19 protein-coding genes are annotated in these 23,815 nt (G+C 68.6%); 11 read left to right on the top strand and 8 right to left on the bottom strand.

Annotation, left to right across the window (positions count from 1 at the left end; all coding sequences use genetic code 11):
* The coding region (locus FYM52_RS18655; protein ID WP_162524700.1) for a hypothetical protein at positions 1-1,265 on the top strand (1,265 nt) is incomplete at its 5' end.
* A gap of 1 nt (position 1,266) precedes the next feature.
* Here the strand turns inward: FYM52_RS18655 and FYM52_RS10870 are convergent.
* Complete coding sequence (locus tag FYM52_RS10870; protein WP_154164111.1) at positions 1,267-2,169, bottom strand: LysR family transcriptional regulator; 903 nt, start codon at positions 2,167-2,169, stop codon at positions 1,267-1,269.
* Between the two features lie 150 nt (positions 2,170-2,319).
* Here FYM52_RS10870 and FYM52_RS10875 point away from each other — a divergent pair, with 150 nt between their 5' ends.
* The 7 genes from FYM52_RS10875 to FYM52_RS10905 all read left to right on the top strand — a co-directional run bounded on the left by FYM52_RS10875 (position 2,320) and on the right by FYM52_RS10905 (position 9,641).
* Positions 2,320-3,213 (top strand): MaoC family dehydratase N-terminal domain-containing protein, encoded by an 894-nt coding sequence (locus FYM52_RS10875; RefSeq protein ID WP_154164112.1) that lies wholly within the window; start codon positions 2,320-2,322, stop codon positions 3,211-3,213.
* Between the two features lie 69 nt (positions 3,214-3,282).
* Positions 3,283-4,449, top strand: coding sequence for an acyl-CoA dehydrogenase family protein (locus FYM52_RS10880; protein ID WP_154164113.1), 1,167 nt, complete (start codon positions 3,283-3,285; stop codon positions 4,447-4,449).
* A 153-nt stretch (positions 4,450-4,602) separates the two neighbouring features.
* Positions 4,603-5,787, top strand: a complete 1,185-nt coding sequence (locus FYM52_RS10885) for a CaiB/BaiF CoA-transferase family protein (protein WP_154164114.1) — start codon at positions 4,603-4,605, stop codon at positions 5,785-5,787.
* A gap of 49 nt (positions 5,788-5,836) precedes the next feature.
* Positions 5,837-7,201 (top strand): MmgE/PrpD family protein, encoded by a 1,365-nt coding sequence (locus tag FYM52_RS10890; RefSeq protein WP_154164115.1) that lies wholly within the window; start codon positions 5,837-5,839, stop codon positions 7,199-7,201.
* Between the two features lie 106 nt (positions 7,202-7,307).
* A complete protein-coding gene (locus FYM52_RS10895) occupies positions 7,308-8,315 on the top strand; it encodes a tripartite tricarboxylate transporter substrate binding protein BugD (protein WP_154164116.1) in 1,008 nt (335 codons plus the stop codon).
* A gap of 64 nt (positions 8,316-8,379) precedes the next feature.
* Complete coding sequence (locus tag FYM52_RS10900) at positions 8,380-8,757, top strand: VOC family protein (protein WP_042411975.1); 378 nt, start codon at positions 8,380-8,382, stop codon at positions 8,755-8,757.
* Positions 8,758-8,768: 11 nt separating this feature from the next.
* Positions 8,769-9,641, top strand: a complete 873-nt coding sequence (locus tag FYM52_RS10905) for a CoA ester lyase (protein ID WP_154164117.1) — start codon at positions 8,769-8,771, stop codon at positions 9,639-9,641.
* Between the two features lie 50 nt (positions 9,642-9,691).
* Here FYM52_RS10905 and FYM52_RS10910 read toward each other — a convergent pair whose 3' ends face one another.
* Positions 9,692-10,999 (bottom strand): Glu/Leu/Phe/Val dehydrogenase, encoded by a 1,308-nt coding sequence (locus tag FYM52_RS10910; RefSeq protein WP_051519304.1) that lies wholly within the window; start codon positions 10,997-10,999, stop codon positions 9,692-9,694.
* Between the two features lie 349 nt (positions 11,000-11,348).
* Between FYM52_RS10910 and FYM52_RS10915 the strand changes: the two genes are divergently transcribed.
* Positions 11,349-12,287 carry a fumarylacetoacetate hydrolase family protein gene (locus FYM52_RS10915; protein ID WP_154164118.1) on the top strand — a complete coding sequence of 313 codons (939 nt, stop codon included), beginning with the start codon at positions 11,349-11,351 and terminating at the stop codon, positions 12,285-12,287.
* Positions 12,288-12,483: 196 nt separating this feature from the next.
* On the opposite strand, the gene FYM52_RS10920 is transcribed toward FYM52_RS10915, so the two are convergent.
* The 5 genes from FYM52_RS10920 to FYM52_RS10940 form a co-directional block, all read right to left on the bottom strand.
* A complete protein-coding gene (locus FYM52_RS10920; RefSeq protein ID WP_154164119.1) occupies positions 12,484-15,798 on the bottom strand; it encodes an EAL domain-containing protein in 3,315 nt (1,104 codons plus the stop codon).
* 247 nt (positions 15,799-16,045) lie between these two features.
* Positions 16,046-17,110: a homocysteine S-methyltransferase family protein gene (locus FYM52_RS10925; RefSeq protein ID WP_154164120.1), complete on the bottom strand. Its 1,065-nt coding sequence runs from the start codon at positions 17,108-17,110 to the stop codon at positions 16,046-16,048.
* 97 nt (positions 17,111-17,207) lie between these two features.
* The gene (gene alkB, locus FYM52_RS10930) at positions 17,208-17,870 is read right to left on the bottom strand and encodes a DNA oxidative demethylase AlkB (RefSeq protein ID WP_154164121.1); all 663 of its coding nucleotides are present in this window, start codon (positions 17,868-17,870) and stop codon (positions 17,208-17,210) included.
* Between the two features lie 4 nt (positions 17,871-17,874).
* Positions 17,875-18,681, bottom strand: coding sequence for an N-formylglutamate deformylase (gene hutG, locus FYM52_RS10935; protein ID WP_154164122.1), 807 nt, complete (start codon positions 18,679-18,681; stop codon positions 17,875-17,877).
* A gap of 65 nt (positions 18,682-18,746) precedes the next feature.
* Positions 18,747-20,129, bottom strand: a complete 1,383-nt coding sequence (locus FYM52_RS10940) for an FAD-binding oxidoreductase (RefSeq protein WP_154164123.1) — start codon at positions 20,127-20,129, stop codon at positions 18,747-18,749.
* A 285-nt stretch (positions 20,130-20,414) separates the two neighbouring features.
* Between FYM52_RS10940 and FYM52_RS10945 the strand changes: the two genes are divergently transcribed.
* A complete protein-coding gene (locus FYM52_RS10945; protein WP_043378271.1) occupies positions 20,415-22,283 on the top strand; it encodes a phosphoenolpyruvate carboxykinase (GTP) in 1,869 nt (622 codons plus the stop codon).
* 162 nt (positions 22,284-22,445) lie between these two features.
* On the opposite strand, the gene FYM52_RS10950 is transcribed toward FYM52_RS10945, so the two are convergent.
* The gene (locus FYM52_RS10950) at positions 22,446-22,661 is read right to left on the bottom strand and encodes a hypothetical protein (RefSeq protein WP_043378273.1); all 216 of its coding nucleotides are present in this window, start codon (positions 22,659-22,661) and stop codon (positions 22,446-22,448) included.
* A gap of 146 nt (positions 22,662-22,807) precedes the next feature.
* Here FYM52_RS10950 and FYM52_RS10955 point away from each other — a divergent pair, with 146 nt between their 5' ends.
* On the top strand, positions 22,808-23,764 hold the full coding sequence (locus FYM52_RS10955) for a LysR family transcriptional regulator (protein ID WP_042411995.1): 957 nt from the start codon (positions 22,808-22,810) through the stop codon (positions 23,762-23,764).
* Positions 23,765-23,815: the final 51 nt, after the last annotated feature.

A 23,815-nucleotide genomic window follows, 5' to 3' on the forward strand; every position in this document is an offset into this window, starting at 1 on the left:
CCCTGGCGGCGCCCCCCGTCACGCCCCCCGGCGCCAGCACAGGCGGTGCGGGCTTTGGTGCGGTAGCGGCCGCCCAGGGCTTGTCGCCACCGGCCAGCACCGACACGCCGGCGACCCCAGCGCCGCCGACGACCACAGCCACCACAGCCACCACAGCCACCAGCAGTGTCACGGCACCGGCCCGTGCCGCCCAGGTGGCACCGGTGGTGGCCGCCGTGCAGGCGGCCCTGGCCCAGACCGTCAACCTGTCACCCCAGGCGCAGCTGGCCGTCAAGCTCGATGCCTTCCACCAGCTGGTGGCCAATCTGGTCACCCAGATTCCGGCGGGCAGCGCCACCCTGCCCGGCAACTGGCCGGCCGCTGGCGTCAGCCCACAGCTGCAGGCCTTCGTGACCGCCCTGCTGCAGAACGCCACCGCCGGCCAGCCGCTGCCGCAGCAGCTGGTCAGCCTGCAGGCCTGGCCCACGGCCCTGGCCAATGCCGTGCTGCAACTGGCCGGGCAGGCCGCTGCGGCTGAGGGCGCACCGCCCGCCCTGGCCGCCCCCCCACAGGCCGCCCAGGCGGCTGCGACGGCCACGGCCGACATCCGCCTGCCCAGCCTGCAGAACTGGCTGGTGCAACAAGGGGTGGTGCAGGGCACAGATGGCGAACGCGCTTTCACGCTGTCGCTGCGCGTGCCGGTGGCCTGGGCCCAGGCCCAGGCGGCCCTGGGGGCCGCCTTGCCGCGAGCGGCCGAAGGCCCGGGCGCGGCCCCCACCGGGGCTGCGCTGCCCATCGCCTGGGCGGGGCCGTCCACCCCGGCAGGCGTGCCCAGCCTGGCGGGCCTGCTGCAGCTGCCGTTTGCCGGCAGCGTGCAGCAGCTGAGCAGCGGCAGCATGGGCCTGGTGATGCAGCCGCAGGTGCTGCCCGGCACACCGGCCGCGGCCGCCGCCCAGGCCATGCGCACCAGCGCCATCCTGCAGCTGGAGTTTCAGCCCCTGGCCCAGGCCGTGCAGAGCGCGCAGGCGGCCTCGGTCTATCTGCCCGCCCACCTGGTGCCGCAGGAGGTGCAGGCCATGCTGCAGAACAAGGCCACCGACCCCTGGCTGCTGATGGCCCAGGCGCAGGCCGAAGGCCAGGGCCGCAAGCAGCAGAAAAACGCCAACGAGCAATCGCTGTTCTGCAACCGCGCCGGCTGCCAGTACCAGGGCCGCGCCCTGTGCGCCCAGCCCTTTTGCGCCGAAATGAACTACCTGTGGTCCGTGGACCGCGCCCAGCGCCGCTGACTCAGGCGGGCGGGACTGCGTGGTGGCGCTGCACGGCGGCCATCAGTTCCTGCACATGGCTGGCCGGCGCCACGCCTTCGCGCACCAGCATGTAGCGCGGGCGCACCGCCCAGGCGTCGCTCAGCGCGATGCGGCACAGCTGGCCATCGGCAGTGCTGCGCAGGGCCGCGCTTTCTGGCACCACCGCCACGCCCACCCCGGCCGCGACCATGCGGCACATGGCATCGAAGTTCGACACCTGGATGCGCAGCTTGAGCGTCTGCCCCAGCTGCTGGGCGATCTGGCTCAGGAAGGTCTGCAGCGTGCTGCTGCGGTGCATGCCCACGAAGCGCTCGTGCAGCACCTCGGCAAAGGCCACTGCGGCCACGCCCTGCCAGCGCGCATCGTTGGGCGCCACCAGCACCAGGCGGTCGGTGCTGAAGTGCAGGCTGCGCAGGCCGTGCGTGTCGACCTCGCCGGCGATGATGCCCAGGTCCGCGCGGCCTTCGCGGATGTCGCTGGCGATCGCGGCATTCGGGCGCTCCTGCAGGTCCACGCTGATGTGCGGGTGCGCCATCAGGTAGGCGGCCAGGATGTCGGGCATGAACTCCGTCACCGCCGTGGTGTTGGCAAAGACCCGCACATGGCCGCGCAGGCCGGCGCCGTACTCCTGCAACTCGGACTGCAGCTGCTGGGCCTGCTGCAGCATGGCCCGGGCGTGGAACAGGAAGGCCTCGCCCGGCGGCGTCAGGCGCACGCCGCGAGCCTCTCGAATCAGCAAAGGCATGCCGACCTCTTCCTCCATCGCCTTGATGCGCGCGCTGGTGGCCGCCAGTGACAGGTGGAATTGCTCCGATGCCTTGGTGAGGCTGCCGCTTTTGGCCACCTGCAGGAACAGCTGAAAGTCTTTCAATTCAAGGCGCATGGTGATTCCGGGTTAGTACCAGGGCGCGCCTGGCTTTTGAAAAACCGAAGGCTTGCTCCCAAAAGCTGTGATTGTAGAAAGCCTGGCGGCGCCAGAAGATGGCGGCAACACCCCTGCTCCAGGCCACGTGCCTGATGGAGAGAACGCCGCATGAACCACGCTGTGACACCCCAGATCGACCCCACCCTGCTGGCCCATCTGCAATCCTGGCAAGGCAAGTCCGAGACCACGCCCGACACCGTCACCGCCGCGCCGCTGCGTGCGCTGTCGGCCACGCTGGACCGTGACGACCCCGCCCCCCACGCCGGCACGGCCGTGCCGCCCCTGTGGCACTGGCTGTACTTTCTGCCGCACGCCCGCCAAAGCGAGATCGGCACCGACGGCCACCCGCAACGCGGCGGCTTTCTGCCGCCCGTGCCCCTGCCACGCCGCATGTGGGCCGGCGGGCGCCTGCGCTGGAACACGGCCAACCCGCTGCAGGTCGGGCAGGCGGTGGAGCGCGTGTCCACCATCCGCTCGGTGACGCACAAGGCCGGGCGCTCGGGCGAGCTGCTGTTCGTGCTGGTGGAGCACCAGTTCCGCAACGCCCAGGGCGTGTCCCTGACGGAGGAGCACGACATCGTCTACCGCGCCGCCGCGCAGCCCGGGGATGCGGCCCCCGTGCCCGTGCGCCCGCCGCTGGACGGCCAGCCAAGCTGGTCGCGCGTGATCACGCCGGACGACGTGCTGCTGTTCCGCTACTCGGCGCTGACCTTCAACGGCCACCGCATCCACTACGACCGCAAGTACGTGACCGAGGTGGAAGGCTACCCCGGGCTGATCGTGCACGGCCCGCTGATCGCCACGCTGCTGATCGACCTGCTGCGCCGCAGCCTGCCCCAGGCCCAGGTGCAGAGCTTCGCCTTCAAGGCCGTGCGCCCCACCTTCGACCTGCACGCCTTCAGCGTGCATGGCAAGCCCTCGGCCGACGGCAAGACCATCGAGCTGTGGGCCCAGGACCACGAAGGCTGGCTGACCATGCAGGCCACCGCCACCCTGGCCTGACACATCGAAAACAGGAGCTGCCAGCGCTTTCCAAACAAGCGCTGCAGGCCCAAAACGCTTGAAACCGCCATGATCGAAAAAACCCTCTCCCACAACCACCACGAGATCCGCGACGCCATCCGCGACCTGTGCCAGGCCTTCCCCGACGAGTACTTCCGCCAGGTGGACGAGGCACGCGCCTACCCCGAGCAGTTCGTCCACGCACTGACCGAGGCCGGCTGGCTGGCCGCGCTGATCCCGCAGGAGTACGGCGGCTCCGGCCTGGGCCTGACCGAGGCCAGCGTGATCATGGAAGAGATCAACCGCTGTGGCGGCAACTCCGGCGCCTGCCACGGCCAGATGTACAACATGGGCACGCTGCTGCGCCACGGCTCCGAGGCGCAAAAGCAGAAGTACCTGCCCAAGATCGCCTCCGGCGCATGGCGCCTGCAGTCCATGGGCGTGACCGAACCCACCACCGGCACCGACACCACCAAGATCAAGACCAGCGCCGTGAAGAAGGGCGACCGCTACGTCATCAACGGCCAGAAGGTCTGGATCAGCCGCATCCAGCACAGCGACTTCATGATCCTGCTGGCGCGCACCACGCCGCTGGCCGAGGTGACCAAGAAGAGCGAAGGCATGTCCATCTTCATGGTCGACCTGCGCGAAGCGGAAAAGAAGGGCATGACCGTGCGCCCCATTCCCAACATGGTCAACCACGAGACCAACGAGCTGTTCTTCGAGGACCTGGAGATCCCCGCAGAGAACCTCATCGGCCAGGAGGGCCAAGGCTTCAAGTACATCCTCGACGGCCTGAATGCCGAGCGCACGCTGATCGCCGCCGAGTGCATCGGCGACGGCTACTGGTTCATGGACCGCGTGACCAACTACGTCAAGGACCGCAACGTGTTCGGCCGCCCGATTGGCCAGAACCAGGGCGTGCAGTTCCCCATCGCCGAGAGCTTCATCGAGCTGGAAGCCGCCAACCTGATGCGCTGGAAGGCCTGCGAGCTGTTCGACCGGCACGAAGCCATGGGCGCCCAGGCCAACATGGCCAAGTACCTGGCGGCCAAGGCCAGCTGGGAAGCGGCCAACGTCTGCCTGCAGTTCCACGGCGGCTTCGGCTTTGCCTGCGAATACGACGTGGAGCGCAAGTTCCGCGAGACGCGCCTGTACCAGGTGGCGCCGATCTCCACCAACCTGATCTATTCCTACGTGGCCGAGCACCTGTTGGGCCTGCCCCGTTCTTTCTGACATGAACACTCCCCTGAGTCGCTGCGCGCCTTCCCCCCGCTCTCGCATCGCCGTGCGCTGCGGGCAGGGGGACGACAGCCTCGCTGCGGGGCGGCCCTGGCTCGCTGTCTCTGAGCTGGGCCGTGCCGCCAGTAAATGCCATGGATAAACAAGATGACCAAGCAAGCCATCCGACCTCTTGACGGCATCACCGTCGTCTCTTTGGAACACGCGGTGGCAGCACCGTTTTGCACGCGCCAGCTGGCCGATTTGGGAGCGCGCGTCATCAAGGTGGAGCGGCCCGGCAGCGGCGACTTTGCGCGCGGCTATGACCAGCGGGTGCAGGGCCAGTCCTCGCACTTCACCTGGATCAACCGCAGCAAGGAAAGCCTGGCGCTGGACGTGAAGCGGCCCCAGGCCAAGCAGGCGCTGATGGAACTGCTGAAGACCGCCGACGTGCTGGTGCAGAACCTGGCGCCCGGCGCAGCTGCGCGCATGGGCCTGTCGTACGCGGCCTTGAAGGCGCACAACCCCAAGCTCATCGTCTGCGACATCAGCGGCTATGGCGCCGATGGCCCCTACCGCGACAAGAAAGCCTACGACCTGCTGATCCAGAGCGAGGCCGGGTTCCTGTCGGTCACCGGCACGCCGGAGACGCCCAGCAAATCCGGCATCTCGGTGGCCGATATCGCCGCGGGCATGTACGCCTACACCAACATCCTCTCGGCCCTGCTGCTACGCGGCAAGACGGGCGAGGGCAGCCACATCGACGTGTCCATGCTCGAAGCCATGGGTGAGTGGATGGGCTACCCGCTGTACTACGCCTACGACGGCGCGCCACCGCCGCCGCGCACCGGTGCCAGCCACGCCAGCATTTACCCCTACGGCCCCTTCGTCGCCGGGGACGGCAAGACCGTGATGCTGGGCCTGCAGAACGAGCGCGAATGGAAGGCCTTTTGCGACGCCGTGCTGCAGCAGCCCGCAGTGGCCACCGACGCCCGCTTTGACAGCAATGCCCAGCGCAACGCCCACCGCGAAGCCTTGCAGGCGCTGATCCTGCAGACCTTTGCCGCGCTGACGGCCGCGCAGGTGGTGGAGCGGCTGGAGGCCGCCGGCATTGCCAACGCCCGCGTCAACGACATGGCCGACCTGTGGCAGCACCCGCAGCTGCAGGCGCGCCAGCGCTGGCGCACCGTGGACACGCCCGCAGGCGAGGTGCCGGCCCTGCTGCCACCCGGCGTGAACAGCGCCTTCGACTACCGCATGGACCCGATTCCCGCCGTGGGCCAGCACAACGCCAGCATCCTGGCCGAGCTGGGCTGGAGCGCCGAGCAGATCGCCGCGCTGGCCGCCGCCTGATGCACCAAACATAGCAGTCAGCGCAAGCCCTGCCTGCACTGGAGACCTTATGAAGCAAGAAACTGCCATCCAGATCCATCCCCTGGCCACCTTTGCCGCCCAGCTGCGCTGGGACGATGTGCCCGAGCCTGTGCAGCGCAAGGCCGAGGACCTGTGGGTGGACTGGTTTGGCTCCGTGCTGGCCGGGCAGAACGCCCGCCCGGTGCACAGCATTGCGCGCTTTGCGCTGTCGCAGGGCCCGGCATCGGGGCCATGTGAAGTCATTGGCCAAAGCACCACGACCTCGCCCATGATGGCCGCGCTGGCCAATGCCGCCGCCACGCACGTGGCCGAGCAGGACGATGTGCACAACGGCTCGGTGTTCCACCCCGCGGCCGTGGTCTTCCCACCGGCGCTGGCCGTGGCCCAGAGCCTGGGCGCCAGCGGCGCGCAGCTGATGGCCGCCTGCGTGGCGGGCTATGAAGTCGGCATCCGCGTGGGCGAGTTCCTGGGGCGCAGCCACTACCGCATCTTCCACACCACGGCCACCGCCGGCACGCTGGCCGCGGCCGCCGCAGTCGGCCACCTGCTGGGCCTGACGCCGGCGCAGATGCAGCACGCCTTCGGCTCGGCCGGCACGCAGTCGGCGGGCTTGTGGGAGTTTCTGCGCACCGCCGCCGACAGCAAGCAGCTGCACACCGCGCACGCCGCCGCGGCCGGCCTGATGGCAGCCTACCTGGCCAAGGACGGCTTTACCGGCGCGCAGGACATCTTCACCGGGCCACAGGGCCTGGCCGCCGGCATGAGCACCGATGCCCATCCCGCGAGGCTGAGCGACGGCCTGGGCACACGCTGGGCCACGGCCGAGACCAGCTTCAAGTGGCATGCCTCCTGCCGCCACACCCACCCGGCCGCCGATGCGCTGCTGCAGGTGATGCAGCACAACCATTTGCAGCCCGCCGACCTTGCCCAGGTGACCTGCCATGTGCACCAGGGCGCCATCGACGTGCTGGGCCCCGTGGTGCAGCCCAGCACGGTGCACCAGAGCAAGTTCTCCATGGGCACCGTGCTGGCCCTGGCCGCGCGCTTTGGCCATGCGGGTTTGACCGAATTCGACAGCCACTTCCTGGCCCCGGACACTGTGGCGCTGCGCGAGAAGGTGCGGATGGTGCTGGACACCGAGGTGGACACCGCCTACCCGCAGCGCTGGATCGGCAAGGTCACGGTGCAGACCACCGATGGCCGCACGCTGCACGGCCGGGTGGACGAGCCCAAGGGCGACCCGGGCAACACCTTGAGCCGCCAGGAGATCACCGACAAGGCCTTGCGCCTGGCGGCCTATGGCAGCCAGGTGCCCGCCGAGCAGGCGCGCCAGGCCGTGGCCCGGCTGTGGCAGGTGGCCCTGTGGCCCCGTGTGCAGCGCCTGCTGGCCTGAGTAACCGTATGTGCATGCCAGTGGCGGGGGCCGCCGGCATGTGTTCCCCCCGGGCACAGAGGCGACACCGACAACGCCCGTCCCATGTTCAACCTAGGAGACCACCATGACCCACCCATCCACCTCTTCCTCGCGCCGCTGGGCACTGAAGGCCTGCGCCGCAGGGGCCGTGCTGGCCTGCAGTGTGGGCTCGGCCCTGGCCAACAACTGGCCCGACAAGCCCATCACCCTGGTGGTGCCCTACAGCGCCGGCGGTCCCACCGATGTGGTGGCCCGCCTGCTGGCCGTGCCCATGGGCCAGAGCCTGGGCCAGAGTGTGCTGGTGGAGAACACGGTGGGCGCCGGTGGCACCATCGCACCCACGCGCGTGGCCAAGTCCAAGAACGACGGCTACACCATCCTGATCCACCACATGGGCATGGCCACCGCGCCGGCGCTGTACAAGAAGCTGCCCTATGACCCGCTCAAGGACTTCGAGTACATCGGCCAGGTGCTGGACGTGCCCATGACGCTGCTGTCGCGCAAGGATTTCCCGGCCAACAACTTCCAGGAGCTGCAGGACTACGTCAAGAAGAACCAGGAAAAGGTGTCGCTGGCCAACGCCGGCATCGGTGCGGTGTCGCAGCTGTGCGGCATGCTGTTCATGCACCAGCTGGGCGTGAAGCTGACCACCATCCCGTACAAGGGCGCCGGCCCGGCCATGAACGACCTGATGGGCGGCCAGGTCGACCTGCTGTGCGACCAGACGACCCAGACTGTGCCCGTGATCAAGGATGGCAAGCGCGCCAAGGTGTTCGGCGTGACCACGTCCGAGCGCCTGTCTTCGCTGCCCGACATTCCGACCCTGAACGAGCAGGGCCTGAAGGGCTTTGACGTGAAGGTCTGGCACGGCATGTACGCCCCCAAGGGCACGCCCAACGAGGTGATCACCAAGATCAACCAGGCGCTGAATGTGGCCCTGAAGGACGCGACCGTGAAGGCCCGCATCGCGGACCTGAGCTCCGACCTGGTCTCGCCCGATAAGGCCACGCCGGAAGGCCTGCGCAAGCACCTGGAGGCCGAAGTGGCGCGCTGGGGCAAGGTGATCCGTGAAACCGGGGTCACGGCCGAGTAAGCCCCCGACAGGCGTGCGGCGGCCGGTGGCGGCCCCGCGCGCCGCCCACCTGGAGACTCCCCCCATGATTGACCACCTGGACCACCTGGTGCTGACGACCACCGACGAGGCCGCGTGCACGCACTTTTACTGCACCGTGCTCGGCATGCAGCTGGAAGTGTTCGGCGCGGGCCGCAAGGCCTTCGTCTTTGGCGCGCAGAAGATCAACCTGCACATCGCCGGCCGCGAGTTCGAACCCAAGGCCCAGCACCCCACGCCCGGCGCCCTGGACCTGTGCCTGATCACGCGGCTGCCGATGGACCAGGTCCAGGCCCGGCTGGCCGCGCATGGGGTGGCGGTCGAATGCGGCCCCGTGGCCCGCACCGGCGCGCAAGGCCCCATCACCTCGGTCTATGTGCGCGACCCCGACCAGAACCTGATCGAGCTTTCCCAATACCCGTGACCCCGTCGACCATGTCCCCCCTGCTGCGCAATGCCTGCTCTTTCCTCTTCGTTCCGGCCAGCCAGCCCGAGCGCCTGGCCAAAGCTCTGGCCAGCGGCGCCGACCTGGTGATTGCCGACTGGGAGGACGCCGTGGCCCCGGGCGCCAAGGCGGACGCCCGCCGCACGCTGGAGGCGGCCGTGCAGGCCCTGCCGGCCACGCAGCGCGCCCGGCTGCTGGTGCGCATCAACGCCACCGGCACGGCCTGGTTCACGGCGGACGTGCAGGCCCTGGCACGCCTGGTGCAGCTGGGCATGGCCGGCGCCGTGGTGCCCAAGGCCGACCACCCCGCCACCTTGCAGCAGCTGGCCCAGGTGGCCGGCCCCCACTGCGCCCTGGTGCCGCTGATCGAAAGCGTGGCCGGCCTGGATGCCGTGGATGCCCTGGCCCAGGTGCCGCAGGTGGTGCGCCTGGCGTTTGGCCACCTGGATTTCCAGGTCGATGCCGGCATGCAGTGCGGCCCCGACGAAAACGAGCTGCTGCCCACCCGCATGGCCCTGGTCATGGCCAGCCGCCGCGCGGCCCTGGCCGCACCGATTGACGGTGTGACCGTCGACACGCGCGATCCGGCCCGCACCGCCGCCGACAGCCAGCGGGCCTTGCGCATGGGCTTTGGCGGCAAGCTGTGCATCCACCCCGCGCAACTGGCAACCGTCCACCAAGTATTTGCCCCGAGCGCCGCCGCCGTGGCCCAGGCCCAGGCCGTCGTGCAGGCCATGGCCGACGCTGCCGGGGGCGTCTGCACGGTCGCCGGCAAGATGGTCGATGCCCCGGTGCTGCAGCTGGCGCAGCGCACGCTGCAGCGGCATGCCTGGGCACAGCAGCGCACGACCCCCACGGCATGAAAAAAAGCGGCCAGACGGCCGCTTTGTTGAGGGGTGCGCGCAGCGCACGATCAGGGGTACAGACCGCGCATTTCGCGGGCGTGCAGGATGCGCTTGCACGCCACGATGAAGGTGGCCGTGCGCAGGCTGACCTTGTTCTCCTGGGCCACCTGCCAGATGGAGGCAAAGGCCTCCTGCATGATGCGCACCAGGCGGGCGTTGATCTCGTCCTCGCTCCAGAAGAAGCTGGAGAAGTCCTGCACCCACTCGAAGTAGCTCACCGTCACGCCGCCAGCGTTGGCGATCACGTCGGGCAGCACCAGCACACCCTTGTCGTTCAGGATGTCGTCGGCCTCGGGGGTGGTCGGGCCGTTGGCGCCCTCGATCACCAGCTTGGCCTGGATGCGGTGGGCGTTGTCCTTAGTGATCTGGCCTTCCAGTGCGGCCGGAATCAGGATGTCGCAGCCCACGCCCCAGAAGTCGTCGTTCGCCATGGATTCGGCACCGGCGAAGCCGCCGACACCTCCCTGGGTGCGCACGTGCTCCAGCAAGGCCGCCACGTCCAGGCCGCTGGCGTTGTAGATGGTGCCCGTGTGGTCCTGCACCGCCACCACCTTGGCGCCCGCATCGGCAAACAGCTTGCCGGCGGTGCCGCCCACATTGCCGAAGCCCTGGACCGCCACGCGCGCCCCTTCCACGGGCAGGCCGGTCAGCTTGGCCGCTTCCACGCCCACGGTGAACACGCCGCGGCCCGTGGCCTCGACACGGCCCAGCGAACCGCCCAGGTCCACGGGCTTGCCCGTGACCACGCCGGTGGCGGTGGCGCCGGTGTTCATGGAGTAGGTGTCCATCATCCAGGCCATGATCTGGCCATTGGTGTTCACGTCCGGTGCGGGGATGTCCTTGGAGGGGCCGATCAGCAGGCCGATCTCGCTGGTGTAGCGGCGCGTCAGGCGCTCCAGCTCACCCTTGGACAGCTTGCGCGGATCGACGCGGATGCCGCCCTTGGCGCCGCCGTAGGGCACGTTCACGGCCGCGTTCTTCACCGACATCCAGGCCGACAGGGCCATCACTTCGGACAGCGTCACGTCCTGGTGGAAACGCACGCCGCCCTTGCCGGGGCCGCGGCTGAGGTTGTGCTGCACGCGGTAGCCCTCAAAGTGGGCGATCGAGCCGTCATCCATTTCGATCGGCACATCCACGATCAGGATGCGCTTGGGGCGCTTGAGCGTCTCCACCCAGCGAGCCAGCGATCCCAGATAGGGCGTCACGCGGTCCACCTGCTTCAGGTAAGTGCCCCAGGGGCCGACGTCGTCGGGGTTCAGGTAGGAGGGCAGCGCGTGCTGCATCAATTGCGCGGAATGGTCATGGACTGGCATGGAAACAACCTTTGAGAAATGGTGCGACAGACGCACAGCAAAAAGCAGCCAAGGCTCGCTTTTTTTTCAGCGTACGCACGGCCCTTCTTGCTGTCCAAAGCCTCTTGTTTGTCAATCTATGCATTTAATGCATATAGATGCTTTTCCACTCAAAAATCATCAACTCAGCATCAACGCCAAATTATCTACCTGCAATTGTGAAATGCCTACCTGCGATATTTTTTGCGGGCCACCGCCGCCCGGCGCAGGCACCAATCCCGCGTTTGCGGCAAGGGAATCCGCCTGCGCTGTGCGGGATCCTGCGCGCCCCCGCGCCACGCCGCGCCAGCTTTTGCCATGATGCCGAACCATGTCGACCGATTCCCCCCAAGATTGCACCACGGGCTTTTGTGCCCAGGGCCCGTCCCCCTTTGCCAACCAGCCGCCACTGGGCCTGAACCTGCTGGCCAAGGATGACCCCGAGGACATCCTGCCCGACTGGCCCCAGGTGGCGCCCGAGCTGCCTGCAGACGCCTATGCGATTGCCGACGCCCTGTGGTGGTCGCGCAAGCTGGGCGAGCGCTCGGCGCGCGCCGAGGACATGGCCTTCATGCTGCAGGATGCGGACGCAGCCCGCGCCGTGCAGCGCGCCCTGGCGCGCACCTGGCGCTGGTGGCCCGAGGGCAGCGTGCCCCGCTACTGGAAGTCGGGCGCCCCGCAGCGCAGTGCGCACCTGGTCCATGCGCCCCTGCCCGAGCCGGGCGTGCATGTCGGCGTGGACGTGGCCCCCGCACCGGGCACGGTGTTCAGCCTGCGCGGGGTGGAGGGCGAGATCGCCCTGCGCCTCGGCCAGGACGTGAGCGCCGTCGACGCGGCCGCACTCACCCCGGACACGGCCGCCGCCCTGGTGGATGCCTGCGCCGTGGCGATTGAATGGGTGGACAGCCGCTGGCGCGAAGGCCTGCAGGCACCGGCGCTGACGCTGCTGGCCGACGGCCAGTGCCACGGCGGCCTGGCCCTGGGGCCCTGGCAGGACTTTGCGCCCCTGCGCCAGCACGACTGGATGCGGCAGACCTGCACGCTGCAGATCAACGAGGGGCCGGCCCAGGCGTTCACCGGCACACACAGCCTGCAGGACCCCACCTGGCTGCTGGCCGGCTGGCTGCAGCACGTGACCCAGCACTACGGCACGGTGCCGGCCGGCACCGTGGTCACCACCGGCACCTGGACCGGTTGCCCCGCCGTGCAGGCCGGCGACCGGGTGCAACTGCAGTTTGAGGGCCTGGGCGCTGTGGCCTGGCAGTTCTAAACGCCGGTCTCTCAGCACTTTCATAGCATCCAGCGCTGGCTGGACGCGCGCTAGAGACCGATTCGACGTCATAAGGCATGGGCCACCATGCCGGGGGGCGGCCCGGATCCCCAAACAGGCCGGCAGCCGTCCAGCGAAAGACCAGGCGGCCGAGCCCCTCTGGCCCCCCCTCCCCGCCCAGTGCGGCGGGCGGCGCTCACTGGGGCAAGGCCAGCGACGACCGGTGGCGCTGGGCGAACGCGGCAAAGGCCTGCGGCTCCAGCGGCCGGCTGTACCAGTAACCCTGCATCTCGTCGCAGCCATAGGCCTGCAACAGCTGTGCCTGCTCGGCGGTTTCCACGCCTTCGGCGATGGTGCGCAGGCCCAGGCTCTGGGCCATGCGGATGATGGCCGTGACGATGGCCTGGTCGCTGCCCTGCTCCGCCAGGTCGCGCACGAAGGACTGGTCGATCTTCAGCTTGTCGATGGCATAGCGCTTCAGGTAGCTCATCGAGGAATAGCCGGTGCCGAAGTCGTCCAGCGCCACGCGGAAGCCTGCGGCATGCAGCTTGCGGATGGTGATCTCGGCCTGCTCGGGCTGCTTCAGCGCCACGGCCTCGGTCAGCTCCATCTCGATGCGCTGCGGCGCCACCCCGACCCGCTGCAGCGTGGCCAGCACCTCCTCCACGAACTGCGGGCGGCCGAACTGCGCCGCCGACACGTTGACCGCCACCACCAGCTCCGGCAGTCCCTGGGCGTCCCAGGCGCGCAGCTGCAGCGCCGCATGTTCCAGCACCCACAGATCGATGGCCACGATGGTGCCGCTCTGCTCGGCGATCGGGATGAATTCCGCCGGCGAGACCAGCCCCCACTGCGGATGGCGCCAGCGCAGCAAGGCCTCGGCCCCGGTCAGGGCGCCGCTGTCCAGTGCGCACTGCGGCTGGAAGACCAGGAACAGCTCGCCGTGCGCGGTGGCGTGCTTGAGGCCCGAGGCCAGCTCAAGCGAGCGGCGCGTGTGCGCCTGCATCTCGGGCGCGAAAAAGCGCAGCGTGTTGCCCCCGTCCTGCTTGGCGCGGTACATCGCCACCTCGGCCGCCGAGGCCAGGGTGCCCGCCGTCTGGGCATCGTCCGGGAATACCGCCACGCCGGCCGAGGCGCTGGTCATCAGCGTATGCCCCTGCAGGCGCACCGCCGTCTGCAGCAGGGTCAGCGCGGCCTGCACCATCAGCGCCACGGCCGCCTGGTCCGCGCGGGGCACGATGGCCACATACACGTCGCTGGAATAGCGCGCCAGTGGCACCTGCGTGCCCAGGCTGTGGCGCAGGCGGTTGGCCTGCTCCACCAGCAGCTCGTCGCCGGCCGCGTGGCCCAGGCTTTCGTTGATCAGCTTGAACTGGTCCAGGTTGAACCACAGCAGCGACAACCGCTCGTGCTGGGCCGTGCTGCGTTCGATGGCCTGGGCCAGCTGTTCCTCGAACGACTTCTTGTTGCTCAGCCCGGTCAGGGTGTCGAAGTTCGACAGCGCGCGGATGCGTTCCTCGGCCTCGCGGCGCCGGCTGATGTCCTCCTTGTGCGCCACGTAGTGCGTCACCTGGCCGAAGGCGTCGCGGATGGGGTAGAGCGAGGCGCTCTCGGTGTAGGTCTGGCCGTTCTTGCGGCGGTTGATCAGCTCGCCCTGCCAGGACTGGCCCTGGGGCAGCTTGTGCCACATCTCGGCATAGGTGCTGCGCGGCGTCAGCCCGGACTGCAGCAAGCGCGGGTTGCGGCCCAGCACCTCCTCGGCGCTGTAGCCGCTGACCTCGGTGAAGGCGCGGTTGACATACAGGATGCTGGCCTGGGTGTCGGTCATCATCACCGGCGAGGGGCTCTGGTCCAGCGCCTCGGACAGGCGGTGGATGATGGCCTCCTGGCGCCGCTGCATGATGCGCTGCCAGATGGTGTCGGCCAGGGCCTGCAGGGTCTGCACGTCCTGTTCGCTGTAGCCCTCGGGCTTGTTGCCCACCGCCAGCAGCATGCGCACCCGCCCGCCCTCCACCACCGGCAGGCAGGCACAGCGCTGCACCAGGGTGGTGTCGCCGCACTGGCAGGGCCACACCACGGCGCGGCGCTGGCGCAGCACCTCCTGCCAGGGCAGGGCCTGGGCCAGGGCCTGCTGGTCCAGGCCCTGCGGGATCAACGCCATGGCCAGGTCCGTCCCCTGCTCATCGGGCCGCGCAAACAGCAGCAGCGCCACGGGGCTGTGGCTCAGGCGCCGGGCATGCTCCACGCCGCGGCGCAGAAAATCGCTTTCCAGCTCGTAGCCATCGTGGTGCTGCAGGTCCAGCAAGGCGGCATTTAGAAAGGACTCGGCCATCAGGTGCTGCTCGTTGTGCACGGCATCCGTGACATCGCGCGACAGCACCAGGTAGGTGGATGGTTGCCCGGGGGGCGCCGCCTTCTTGGCCACGGCCAGCTCGAAGTAGCGCAGCCCGTCGGCCTGGGACAGGCAGATGCGCTGGCCGCGGGCCACGCCCTGGGACTCGGCCTGCTCCAGCGCCGCCAGGCAGGTGGCCGCGGCCTCGGGCGGCAGGACCTCGGTCACAGACCTGCCCAGCAGTTGCTGGTTCGAGGCCGCCAGCCGGTCGGGATCGTTGGCATGCACCTCCAGGTACACCCCGCTGCGGTCCATTTCGAACAGCAGGTCGGGCAGGGTTTCCAGCGTGGCGCGCTGGCGCGCTTCGGCCTGCTGCAGCCCCAGATAGGGCTGGCGCACGGTTTCGACGAACAGCCCGCGGTACAGGAAACCGTAGGCGATGATCTTGTACAGGTGCCCCGCCAGGTTGTAGACATCGGTCACGTTGGCGTACAGCGTGAAGAAGTACTCGCCAATCCCCAGGATGAACGCCGCCAGCGCCAGGTAGATGCGCCCGGGCTCGCGCGTGCCCTGGGCCACGAAGCCCAGCCCCGCCACGAGGTAGGCCAGCATCAGCGCATATTCCAGCTGGATCTTGAGGGGCGTCAGCCCGCTGCCGGGCACGAAGGTGCGCGGAATGATCTGTGGATGGACCAGCAGCAGGTAGTGCACAGCCCCGACGATGCCGCCCATGGCCAGCAGGCTGAGGTAACGCCCCCGCCGGTCCAGCCAGCCACTCCAGCCCTGGGGCCACAGCGCCGCCCACAGCAGCGCCGCTGCGGCCATGGCCCGCGCCGCCAGCCAGAAGTTGATGGCCTTTTCCGGGCCGCTGGGGGTGATGAAGTCCGGCATGCCGGCGTACGACAGGGCGTGCGACAGATCCAGCAGCGCCACGCCCAGCAGGCCGATGCCCAGCACCAGGGCGCGGCCGTTGAGGCGGTATTTCTGCGTGACCCAGGCAATGCTGAAGACCATGGCCGCCACGGCGATCGACAGCATCTCCATGATGGTGTGCAGCGGCAGGTAGCTGGCCAATCCGCGCGCCGCATCGGGCGCCGGCAGGATTCGCACCAGCAGCAGCCCGGCCAGCAGGGCCAACAGCCAGTACGCCGATTCGCGAAGCTCCCGGTGGTGGGTCATGGATGCAACTTCCTTCAGACATGCAGAAATGCCCCATGACGGTGCATCACGGGAATCTGAGCGGATTGTTGCATTCACTTACCCATTTGCGGCACGGCAAGATGCGTGCCACCGCGTGGTGATTCGAATTCACCACAGCGGCAGGGCGCATCAAAAAGCAGAGCGCCCTGCGCCCGCGCAGCCAGCGCGAACGGTCAATTTGACCTGCAATCGCCCGGCAAGGGCGCGGCAGGCCGTGGTGCGCGCCTCAGGCGTTGGCGGGGTAGAACAGCTTGCGGCCCTGGTCGGCCGACACGGCCTTGGCGATGGCACCAATGTGGTCGGGCGTGGTGCCGCAGCAGCCGCCCACAATGTTGACCAGGCCTTCGGCCGCGAACTCGTGCACCAGGCGGCTGGTCACGTCGGGCGTTTCGTCGAAGCCGGTGTCGCTCATGGGGTTGGGCAGGCCGGCATTCGGGTAGCAGCTGATGAAGGTGTCGGGCGCGGCCTTGGCCAGCTCCTGGATGTAGGGGCGCATCAGCGTCGCACCCAAGGCGCAGTTCAGGCCCACCGACAGCGGGTTGCTGTGGCGCACGCTGTGCCAGAAAGCGGTCACGGTCTGGCCCGACAGGATGCGGCCCGAGGCATCGGTCACGGTGCCGCTGATCATGATGGGCAGCAGCTCGCCCGTGGCTTCGAACGCTTCCTCGACGGCGAACAGCGCGGCCTTGGCGTTGAGCGTGTCAAAGATGGTCTCGACCAGGATCACGTCCGCGCCGCCTTCGATCAGCGCCACGGTCTGCTCGAAATAGGCCTTGCGCAAGGTCTCGAAGTCCACGTTGCGCGCACCGGGGTCATTCACATCGGGGCTGATGGACGCCGTCTTGGGCGTGGGGCCCAGGGCGCCGGCCACATAGCACTTGCGGCCGTTGACGCTGTACTTGTCGCAGGCGGCGCGCGCCAGCTGGGCGCTGCGCAGGTTCATCTCGCGCGCCAGATCGGCCATGTGGTAGTCCTCCTGCGCCACGGTGGTCGCGCCGAAGGTGTTGGTCTCGATCAGGTCGGCCCCGGCGGCCAGGTACTTTTCGTGGATGTCGCGGATCACATCGGGGCGGGTCAGCGACAGCAGCTCGTTGTTGCCCTTGACGTCGTACGGGAAGTCCACAAACCGCTGGCCGGCACCGTCGGCACCCGCATAGCCTTCGCCCCGGTACTGGGCCTCGCCCAGCTTGAAGCGTTGGATCATGGTGCCCATCGCGCCATCGAGGATGGCAATACGCTGTTGCAGCAAGGCGGGCAGTTCTTGGGCGCGGGTGTAGTGGGGCAGGCTCATGGGGCCCGATTGTAGGAAGCTGTGCATGCCCTGCGCCGCTGCCCGTGGATTCCCGGCCCCCGCATCTGGCGCACGCCCTCCCAGCCGATGGCGCAGCTCAGCCGCGGTAGGGGCGCTGCGCCATGCGGAAGGTCAGGTTCCAGCGCTCGGCCCCCAGCAGATGGTGCTGGCCCGCCGGCAGCGGCCGCACCCCGTGAAAGACCATGCGCGAGGCCCCGCCCCAGACCAGCACATCACCATGCTCCAGCCGCAGGCTGCGCACCGGGTCGCTGCGCTGCAGGCCGCCCCAGACAAAGCTGCAGGGCAGGCCCAGCGACACCGAGACGATGGGCGCGGTCTTGTCGCGCTCATCGGCATCGTGGTGCAGGCCCATCTTGGCGCCCACGGCATAACAATTGATCAGGCAGACATCCGGATCAAAGCCCGGATAGCCCGCTTGCGCAGCCAGCGCCTGGGCCTGTTGCTGCAAAAAAGTGGGCATGGCCGGCCACGGGCGGCCGCTCAGCGGGTCACTGCGCGTGTAGCCATAGCCCTGGTGCCCGGCGGCGGCCCAGCCCCATTCGCCGCAGTTGCTGGTGCGCACCGACATGGGCCGCCCGCCGGCCGTGAACGCGGCCTGCAGGGGCTGCTGCGCCAGCACCTGCTGCACGGCCGCGATCCAGGCCGCGTCCTGGCGTGCGGCCCAACCGCGCAGTAACACCGCGCCCTCGGCCAGCGGCTGGGCGGGCTGGGGCTCGGTGTCGAACAGCGGCAGGCTCATGCACTCATGCGCGGGCGAAGTCCAGCGCCGCCTGCAGCAGGCGCTGCAGCGTGGGCTGGATGCGCGCGGCGCGCTCGGGCAGGAAGTCGAACGGCATCTGCTCCTGCATGTAGCTGCACTGCGTCATCTCCAGCTGCACGGCATGGATGCCTTGCGCCGGTGCGCCGTAGTGGCGCGTGATGTGGCCGCCCTTGAAGCGGCCGTTGAGCACGGCCGTGTGGCCGGGCGCCGTCTGCGCGATCTGCAGCAGCTGCTGGGCCAGGCCCGCATCGCAGCTGGCCCCGTCGGCCGTGCCCAGGTTCAGGTCGGGCAGCTGGCCCTCGAAGAAGCGCGGCAGCACCGAGCGGATGCTGTGCGCATCCCACAGCACGACCCGGCGGTGCACGCGCTGCAGGCGGTCCAGCTCGGCGCGCAGCTGGTCGTGGTAGGGCTGCCAGTACAGGCGCTTGCGGCGCTCGATCTCGGCCGCATCGGGCGCCTGCGCCGCCGACGCATACAAGGCGGTACTGGCGAAGCTGTCGACCGGGCACAGGCCGGTCACGCTCTGGCCGGGGTAGAGGCTGGCGCCATCGGGCGCGCGGTTGAGGTCGATCACATAGCGCGAATGCGTGGCCACCAGGAGGGAGGCCCCCAGGGCCTGGGCGCAGGCGTACAGCTGGGGCATGTGCCAGTCGGTGTCGTGCACCTCGCGGGCCTCGGGCGTCAGCCGGGCGGCGATGTCGGCGGGCAGATGGGTGCCGGCATGCGGCATGGAAATCAGCAGCGGCGCCGTGCCTGGATGAAAAACAAAGGGCGAAGGTTCTTGGGACATACGCAATCAGCTATCAAAAAACATGCCATGGCCCCGGCGCCGCACAGCGCCGCGGGCCCGGGCCATCAGAACACCTTGCCGGGGTTCATCAACCCCAGCGGGTCCAGCGCGGCCTTGATGGCACGCATGGCGGCCAGTTCCTGGGGCGTGCGGCTCAGGGCCAGGAAGGGCTTCTTGTGCAGGCCGATGCCGTGCTCGGCGGACACGCTGCCGTGGAAGGCGCCCACCACGCGGTACAGCTCGGCCTCGACCGCCTCGCACGCGCCGCCCACCGTGGCGCCGTCGGTGGAGACGTGCAGGTTGCCGTCGCCCACATGGCCAAAGAACAGCGTGTGGTGGCCGGGCCAGCGCGCGTCAAACGCAGCCTGGATGGCGGCGGCGAAGCGCCCGATCTCGGCCTGCGGCAGGCTGACGTCGAAGTTCACCGGCGGGTGCATCTGGGTGTTCAGCTCGGCCGGGGCTTCGCGCAGCTTCCACAGCGACTTGGCCTGGGTCTGCGACTGGGCGATCACGGCATCCGCCACCTCGCCGGCCTCCATGGCGTCGCCCAGGGCGGCTTCCACGGCCTCGCGCAGGCTGGCCTCGTCCTTGCCGTCGACGTCGATCAGCGCCAGCAGCGGGTGGCGTTCCGCCAGCGGGGCCTGCAGCTGCTGCCACTGCACGGAGGCCTGCACGAAGTTGTCCCACATCAGCTCGAACGCAGCCACGCTATTGCCAAAGCGGCCCTGCATGCGCTGCAGCACGGCCAGCGCCTGGTCAAAACCCGGCAGGGCCACCAGGGCCGTGGCCTTGGCCTGTGGCAGCGGGCGCAGGCGCAACAGCACGCGGGTGATCACGCCCAGCGTGCCCTCGGCGCCGATGAAGAACTGCTTGAGGTCGTAGCCCGTGTTGTTCTTGAGCATGGGCCGCAGCATGGGCAGCACCGTGCCGTCGGCCAGCACCACTTCCAGGCCCAGCACCTGCTCGCGCATCATGCCGTGCTGCAGCACGCCATTGCCGCCGGCATTGGTGGCCACGTTGCCACCGATCTGGCAGCTGCCGCGCGCGCCCAGGTCCACGCCGAACGCCAGGCCCGCATCCACGGCGGCTTCCTGCACGGCCTGCAGCGTGGCCCCGGCCTGCACCGTCATGGTGGCGGAGCGGGCGTCGATGGCTTCGATCGCCGGCATGCGCTCCAGCGACAGCGCCACGCAGTCGGCGCTGGGCACGGCGGCGCCGGCCAGGCCGGTCAGGCCGCCCTGGGGCACCACGGGCACGCGGTGCTGGTGGCACAGGCGCAGGGTGGCGCTGACGTCTTCAGTGCTACGGGGGCGGACCAGGGCCAGCGGTGCGACGGGGGGCGTGCCGCTCCAGTCGGTGTGGTAGCGCGCGGGCACGGCATCGCCGGACAAGACCGCTTCGGCACCCAGGGTTTGGCGCAAGGCCTGCAGAAATTCTTGGGGGGACATGACTCAACCTTTCACAGCCCGCATTGTGCGGCGGCCAGCCATCCAGCGCCGGCAGCACCCGCCATCGCCAACCGGCAAGGCGGCGCTTGCATCATTCCTTGCACACATATAGTGATGCACCAAATGCATAGATTTACCGCATTCATGGATGGCATTTTTATGACGGCTCCCTAGAATGGCCGCCTGCTGCTGCAAAAAGCAGCAACCGGACCGTCAGAAAACGGTTGTGCCAGCCTCCGCCACGGGGCCTGGCATAACCGCTTTTAAACATCCTGGAGACTTCTGATGAACGCCCCCGCCCCCCAAGCCCTGCAAGTGCAGGCCCCGGCCTATGTGAAGAACCCCAAGCTGATCGCCTGGGTCAGCGAAATGGTGGCCCTGTGCAAGCCCGCCAAGGTGCACTGGTGCGATGGCTCGCAGGCCGAGTACGACGCACTGTGCGAGCAACTGGTTCAGGCGGGCACCTTCAAGAAGCTCAACCCCGCCAAGCGCCCCGGCAGCTACCTGGCCTGGTCCGATCCATCGGACGTGGCTCGCGTGGAAGACCGCACCTACATCTGTTCTGAAAAGAAGGAAGACGCCGGCCCGACCAACAACTGGATGGCCCCGGCCGAGATGCGCGCCACGCTGAACCCGCTGTTTGACGGTTGCATGGCCGGCCGCACCATGTACGTGGTGCCCTTCTCCATGGGCCCCCTGGGTTCGCCCATCGCCCACATCGGCATCGAGCTGTCCGACAGCGCCTATGTGGCCGTGAACATGAAGATCATGACCCGCATGGGCCAGGCCGTGTACGACGTGATCGGCACCGATGGCGAGTTCGTGCCCTGCGTGCACACCGTGGGCGCCCCGCTGAAGGACGGCGAGAAGGACAGCACCAGTTGGCCCTGCAACCCCACGACCAAGTACATCGTGCACTACCCCGAAACGCGCGAAATCTGGTCCTACGGCTCGGGCTACGGCGGCAACGCCCTGCTGGGCAAGAAGTGCTTTGCGCTGCGCATCGCCTCCACCATGGGCCGCGACCAGGGCTGGCTGGCCGAGCACATGCTGATCCTGGGCGTGACCAACCCCGAAGGCCAGAAGTACCACGTGGCCGCGGCCTTCCCCTCGGCCTGCGGCAAGACCAACTTCTCGATGCTGGTGCCCCCCGCCGGCTTCGCCGGCTGGAAGGTCACCACGATTGGTGACGACATCGCCTGGATCAAGCCCCAGGCCGACGGCAGCCTGCGCGCCATCAACCCCGAGGCGGGCTACTTCGGCGTGGCACCCGGCACCAACCTGCTGACCAACCCCAACTGCATGCGCAGCCTGGACAAGAACGTCATCTTCACCAACGTGGCGCTGACCGACGATGGCGACGTGTGGTGGGAAGGCCTGGAAAAGGACCAGGGCAAGCTGCCCGACCACCTGATCGACTGGAAGGGCCAGGACTGGACCCCCGCCATCGCCAAGGAAACCGGCGCCAAGGCCGCCCACCCCAACGCCCGCTTCACCGTGGCCGCGACCAACAACCCCGCGCTGGACGAAGCCTGGGATGACCCCAAGGGCGTGAAGATCGACGCCATCATCTTCGGCGGCCGCCGCTCCACCACCGTGCCCCTGGTGACCGAAGCCCGCAACTGGACCGAAGGCGTCTACATGGCTGCCACCATGGGTTCGGAAACCACCGCCGCCGCCTTTGGCGCCCAGGGCGTGGTGCGCCGCGACCCCTTCGCCATGCTGCCGTTCGCCGGCTACAACATGAGCGACTACTTCGCCCACTGGCTGAAGCTGGGCGCCCAGATCGAAGCGCAAGGCGCCGCCCTGCCCAAGATCTTCACCACCAACTGGTTCCGCAAGGACGCCGACGGCAAGTTCGTCTGGCCCGGCTACGGTGAAAACATGCGCGTGCTGAAGTGGATGATCGACCGCATCGAAGGCCAGGCGCAGGGCCAGGACACCGCCTTCGGCGTGGCGCCCCAGTACGGCGAGATCAACTGGACCGGCCTGAACTTCAGCGCTGAGCAGTTCGCCACCGTCACCGGCATCGACAAGGCCGCCTGGAACGAAGAGCTGAAGCTGCACACCGCCCACTTCGAACAGCTGGCCCAGGGCCTGCCCCAGGCCCTGCTGGACACCAAGGCCGCACTGGAAGCCCGTCTGTCCGCTTAAAAAGTGAGCTGCCTGCGCTGGTGTTTGAAGACGTTCAGACACCCAGCGCTGCCAAAAGCAAAAGGAGCATGCGCTGCATGCTCCTTTTTTTATGCGCCCACAAAAAAGCCGCTGACGGCGCAGCGGCGGTTTTGGGGGTGGGCCTGCAGGGGCCGGGGCGCCTTAGCGCTGGCCGGCGGTCGCCGACATGGCGCGCGACAGGTCGGCCATCACGCGGGCATCCTGTAGGGCCATGTTCCACGTCAGCTCATCGGCGCGCACGGCGCGGCGCGCGGCCTTCCAGGCCTTCCACTGCTGTGCAGCGATGGAGATCAGCCAAGGGAACAGGGCTTGGGGAGCCTGGCGGGGAGTGGGATGGGCGATGGTCGAGGTGGTCATGGTCAGGGCCTAAAACGTGCGCCTGGGTGGGGACTTGTGGTCCATCGGTCAGTGCACAGCCGCAATACTAGGGTTATCCCTAAAACCCTTCAAATTTATATTTTGAATCATCATCATTCACCACAGTGATGATTAAATCTTCCGCCATGACGCCCCACGACTTTCGCCTGCTGGACCTGAACTTGCTGCGCGTGTTCGATGCCGTCATGGCCGAAGGCAGCCTGACGCGCGCCGCCGACAAGTTAGCGCTCACACAACCTGCTGTCAGCAACGCCATGCGCCGCCTGCGCGACGCCCTGGGCGATGAGCTGCTGGTGCGCCGCGGCCACGGCGTGCAGCCCACGCCGCGCGCCCAGGCGCTGTGGCCCGTGGTGCGCGAGGCCCTGGACAACCTGCAGCACAGCCTGGCGCCGCAGCGCTTCGACCCGGCCAGCGCCACCACCACCCTGGTGCTGGCCATGGCCGATGCCACGGCCAGCACCCTGATCCCCAACCTGGTCGGCATCCTGGAGCGCGAGGCCCCACAGCTGGCCATCCGCATCGTGCCGCTGACCACCCGCGACCCGCGCGGCCTGCTGGATGCCGAGACCGCCGACATGGCCGTGGGCTACTTCCCCGCCGTGCTGGCCGACCTGACCGCCCGCGCCCAGGCCGGCACCCTGGTGGCGCACGAGCACCGGCGCCTCTACGACGGCGAATACGTGGCCGTGATGCGCAAGGACCACCCCCTGGCCTGGATGCCGTTGACGCTGGAGCACTACTGCGCCGCCCGCCACCTGCTGGTCAGCTTTTCCGGCCGCGCCTACGGTTTCATCGACGAGGCCTTGGCCGCCCTGGGCCGCGAGCGGCAGATCGTGATGACCGTGAACCAGTACACCACGGCCGCCCGGGTGGTGGCCCAGTCCGACCTGGTGACCGTGCTGCCGCGCCACTTCGTACCCATCACCGGGCTTGCGGCGCAGCTGCAGGTGCACCCGCTACCGCTGGAAGTGCCCGCCGTGCATGTCGATGCGCTGTGGCACAAGCGTGGCCCGCACCGCCCTGCCTACGACTGGCTGCTGCAGGCGCTGAACCGCGCCGCCCTCAAAGCCTTCAGCCCCTGAACACCCTGCGTCCCGCCGATGCCGGACAATGGCCGCCGAGCACCTTCCTGT

The sequence above is a fragment of the Comamonas sp. CAH-2 genome, assembly GCF_009668305.1.
In the GTDB taxonomy this organism is placed as follows: domain Bacteria; phylum Pseudomonadota; class Gammaproteobacteria; order Burkholderiales; family Burkholderiaceae_C; genus Comamonas; species Comamonas aquatica.

Excerpts from the sequence above, each read along its gene's own strand:
- alkB (WP_154164121.1), bottom strand. The coding sequence starts at position 17,870 with ATGAGCCTGCCGCTGTTCGACACCGAGCCCCAGCCCGCCCAGCCGCTG.
- FYM52_RS10925 (WP_154164120.1), bottom strand. The coding sequence starts at position 17,110 with ATGAGCCTGCCCCACTACACCCGCGCCCAAGAACTGCCCGCCTTGCTG.
- FYM52_RS10955 (WP_042411995.1), top strand. The coding sequence starts at position 22,808 with ATGACGCCCCACGACTTTCGCCTGCTGGACCTGAACTTGCTGCGCGTG.
- FYM52_RS10905 (WP_154164117.1), top strand. The coding sequence starts at position 8,769 with ATGTCCCCCCTGCTGCGCAATGCCTGCTCTTTCCTCTTCGTTCCGGCC.
- FYM52_RS10875 (WP_154164112.1), top strand. The coding sequence starts at position 2,320 with ATGAACCACGCTGTGACACCCCAGATCGACCCCACCCTGCTGGCCCAT.
- FYM52_RS10880 (WP_154164113.1), top strand. The coding sequence starts at position 3,283 with ATGATCGAAAAAACCCTCTCCCACAACCACCACGAGATCCGCGACGCC.
- FYM52_RS10940 (WP_154164123.1), bottom strand. The coding sequence starts at position 20,129 with ATGTCCCCCCAAGAATTTCTGCAGGCCTTGCGCCAAACCCTGGGTGCC.
- FYM52_RS10885 (WP_154164114.1), top strand. The coding sequence starts at position 4,603 with ATGACCAAGCAAGCCATCCGACCTCTTGACGGCATCACCGTCGTCTCT.
- FYM52_RS10910 (WP_051519304.1), bottom strand. The coding sequence starts at position 10,999 with ATGCCAGTCCATGACCATTCCGCGCAATTGATGCAGCACGCGCTGCCC.
- FYM52_RS10870 (WP_154164111.1), bottom strand. The coding sequence starts at position 2,169 with ATGCGCCTTGAATTGAAAGACTTTCAGCTGTTCCTGCAGGTGGCCAAA.
- FYM52_RS10945 (WP_043378271.1), top strand. The coding sequence starts at position 20,415 with ATGAACGCCCCCGCCCCCCAAGCCCTGCAAGTGCAGGCCCCGGCCTAT.
- FYM52_RS10915 (WP_154164118.1), top strand. The coding sequence starts at position 11,349 with ATGTCGACCGATTCCCCCCAAGATTGCACCACGGGCTTTTGTGCCCAG.
- hutG (WP_154164122.1), bottom strand. The coding sequence starts at position 18,681 with ATGTCCCAAGAACCTTCGCCCTTTGTTTTTCATCCAGGCACGGCGCCG.
- FYM52_RS10890 (WP_154164115.1), top strand. The coding sequence starts at position 5,837 with ATGAAGCAAGAAACTGCCATCCAGATCCATCCCCTGGCCACCTTTGCC.
- FYM52_RS10900 (WP_042411975.1), top strand. The coding sequence starts at position 8,380 with ATGATTGACCACCTGGACCACCTGGTGCTGACGACCACCGACGAGGCC.
- FYM52_RS10950 (WP_043378273.1), bottom strand. The coding sequence starts at position 22,661 with ATGACCACCTCGACCATCGCCCATCCCACTCCCCGCCAGGCTCCCCAA.
- FYM52_RS10895 (WP_154164116.1), top strand. The coding sequence starts at position 7,308 with ATGACCCACCCATCCACCTCTTCCTCGCGCCGCTGGGCACTGAAGGCC.
- FYM52_RS10920 (WP_154164119.1), bottom strand. The coding sequence starts at position 15,798 with ATGACCCACCACCGGGAGCTTCGCGAATCGGCGTACTGGCTGTTGGCC.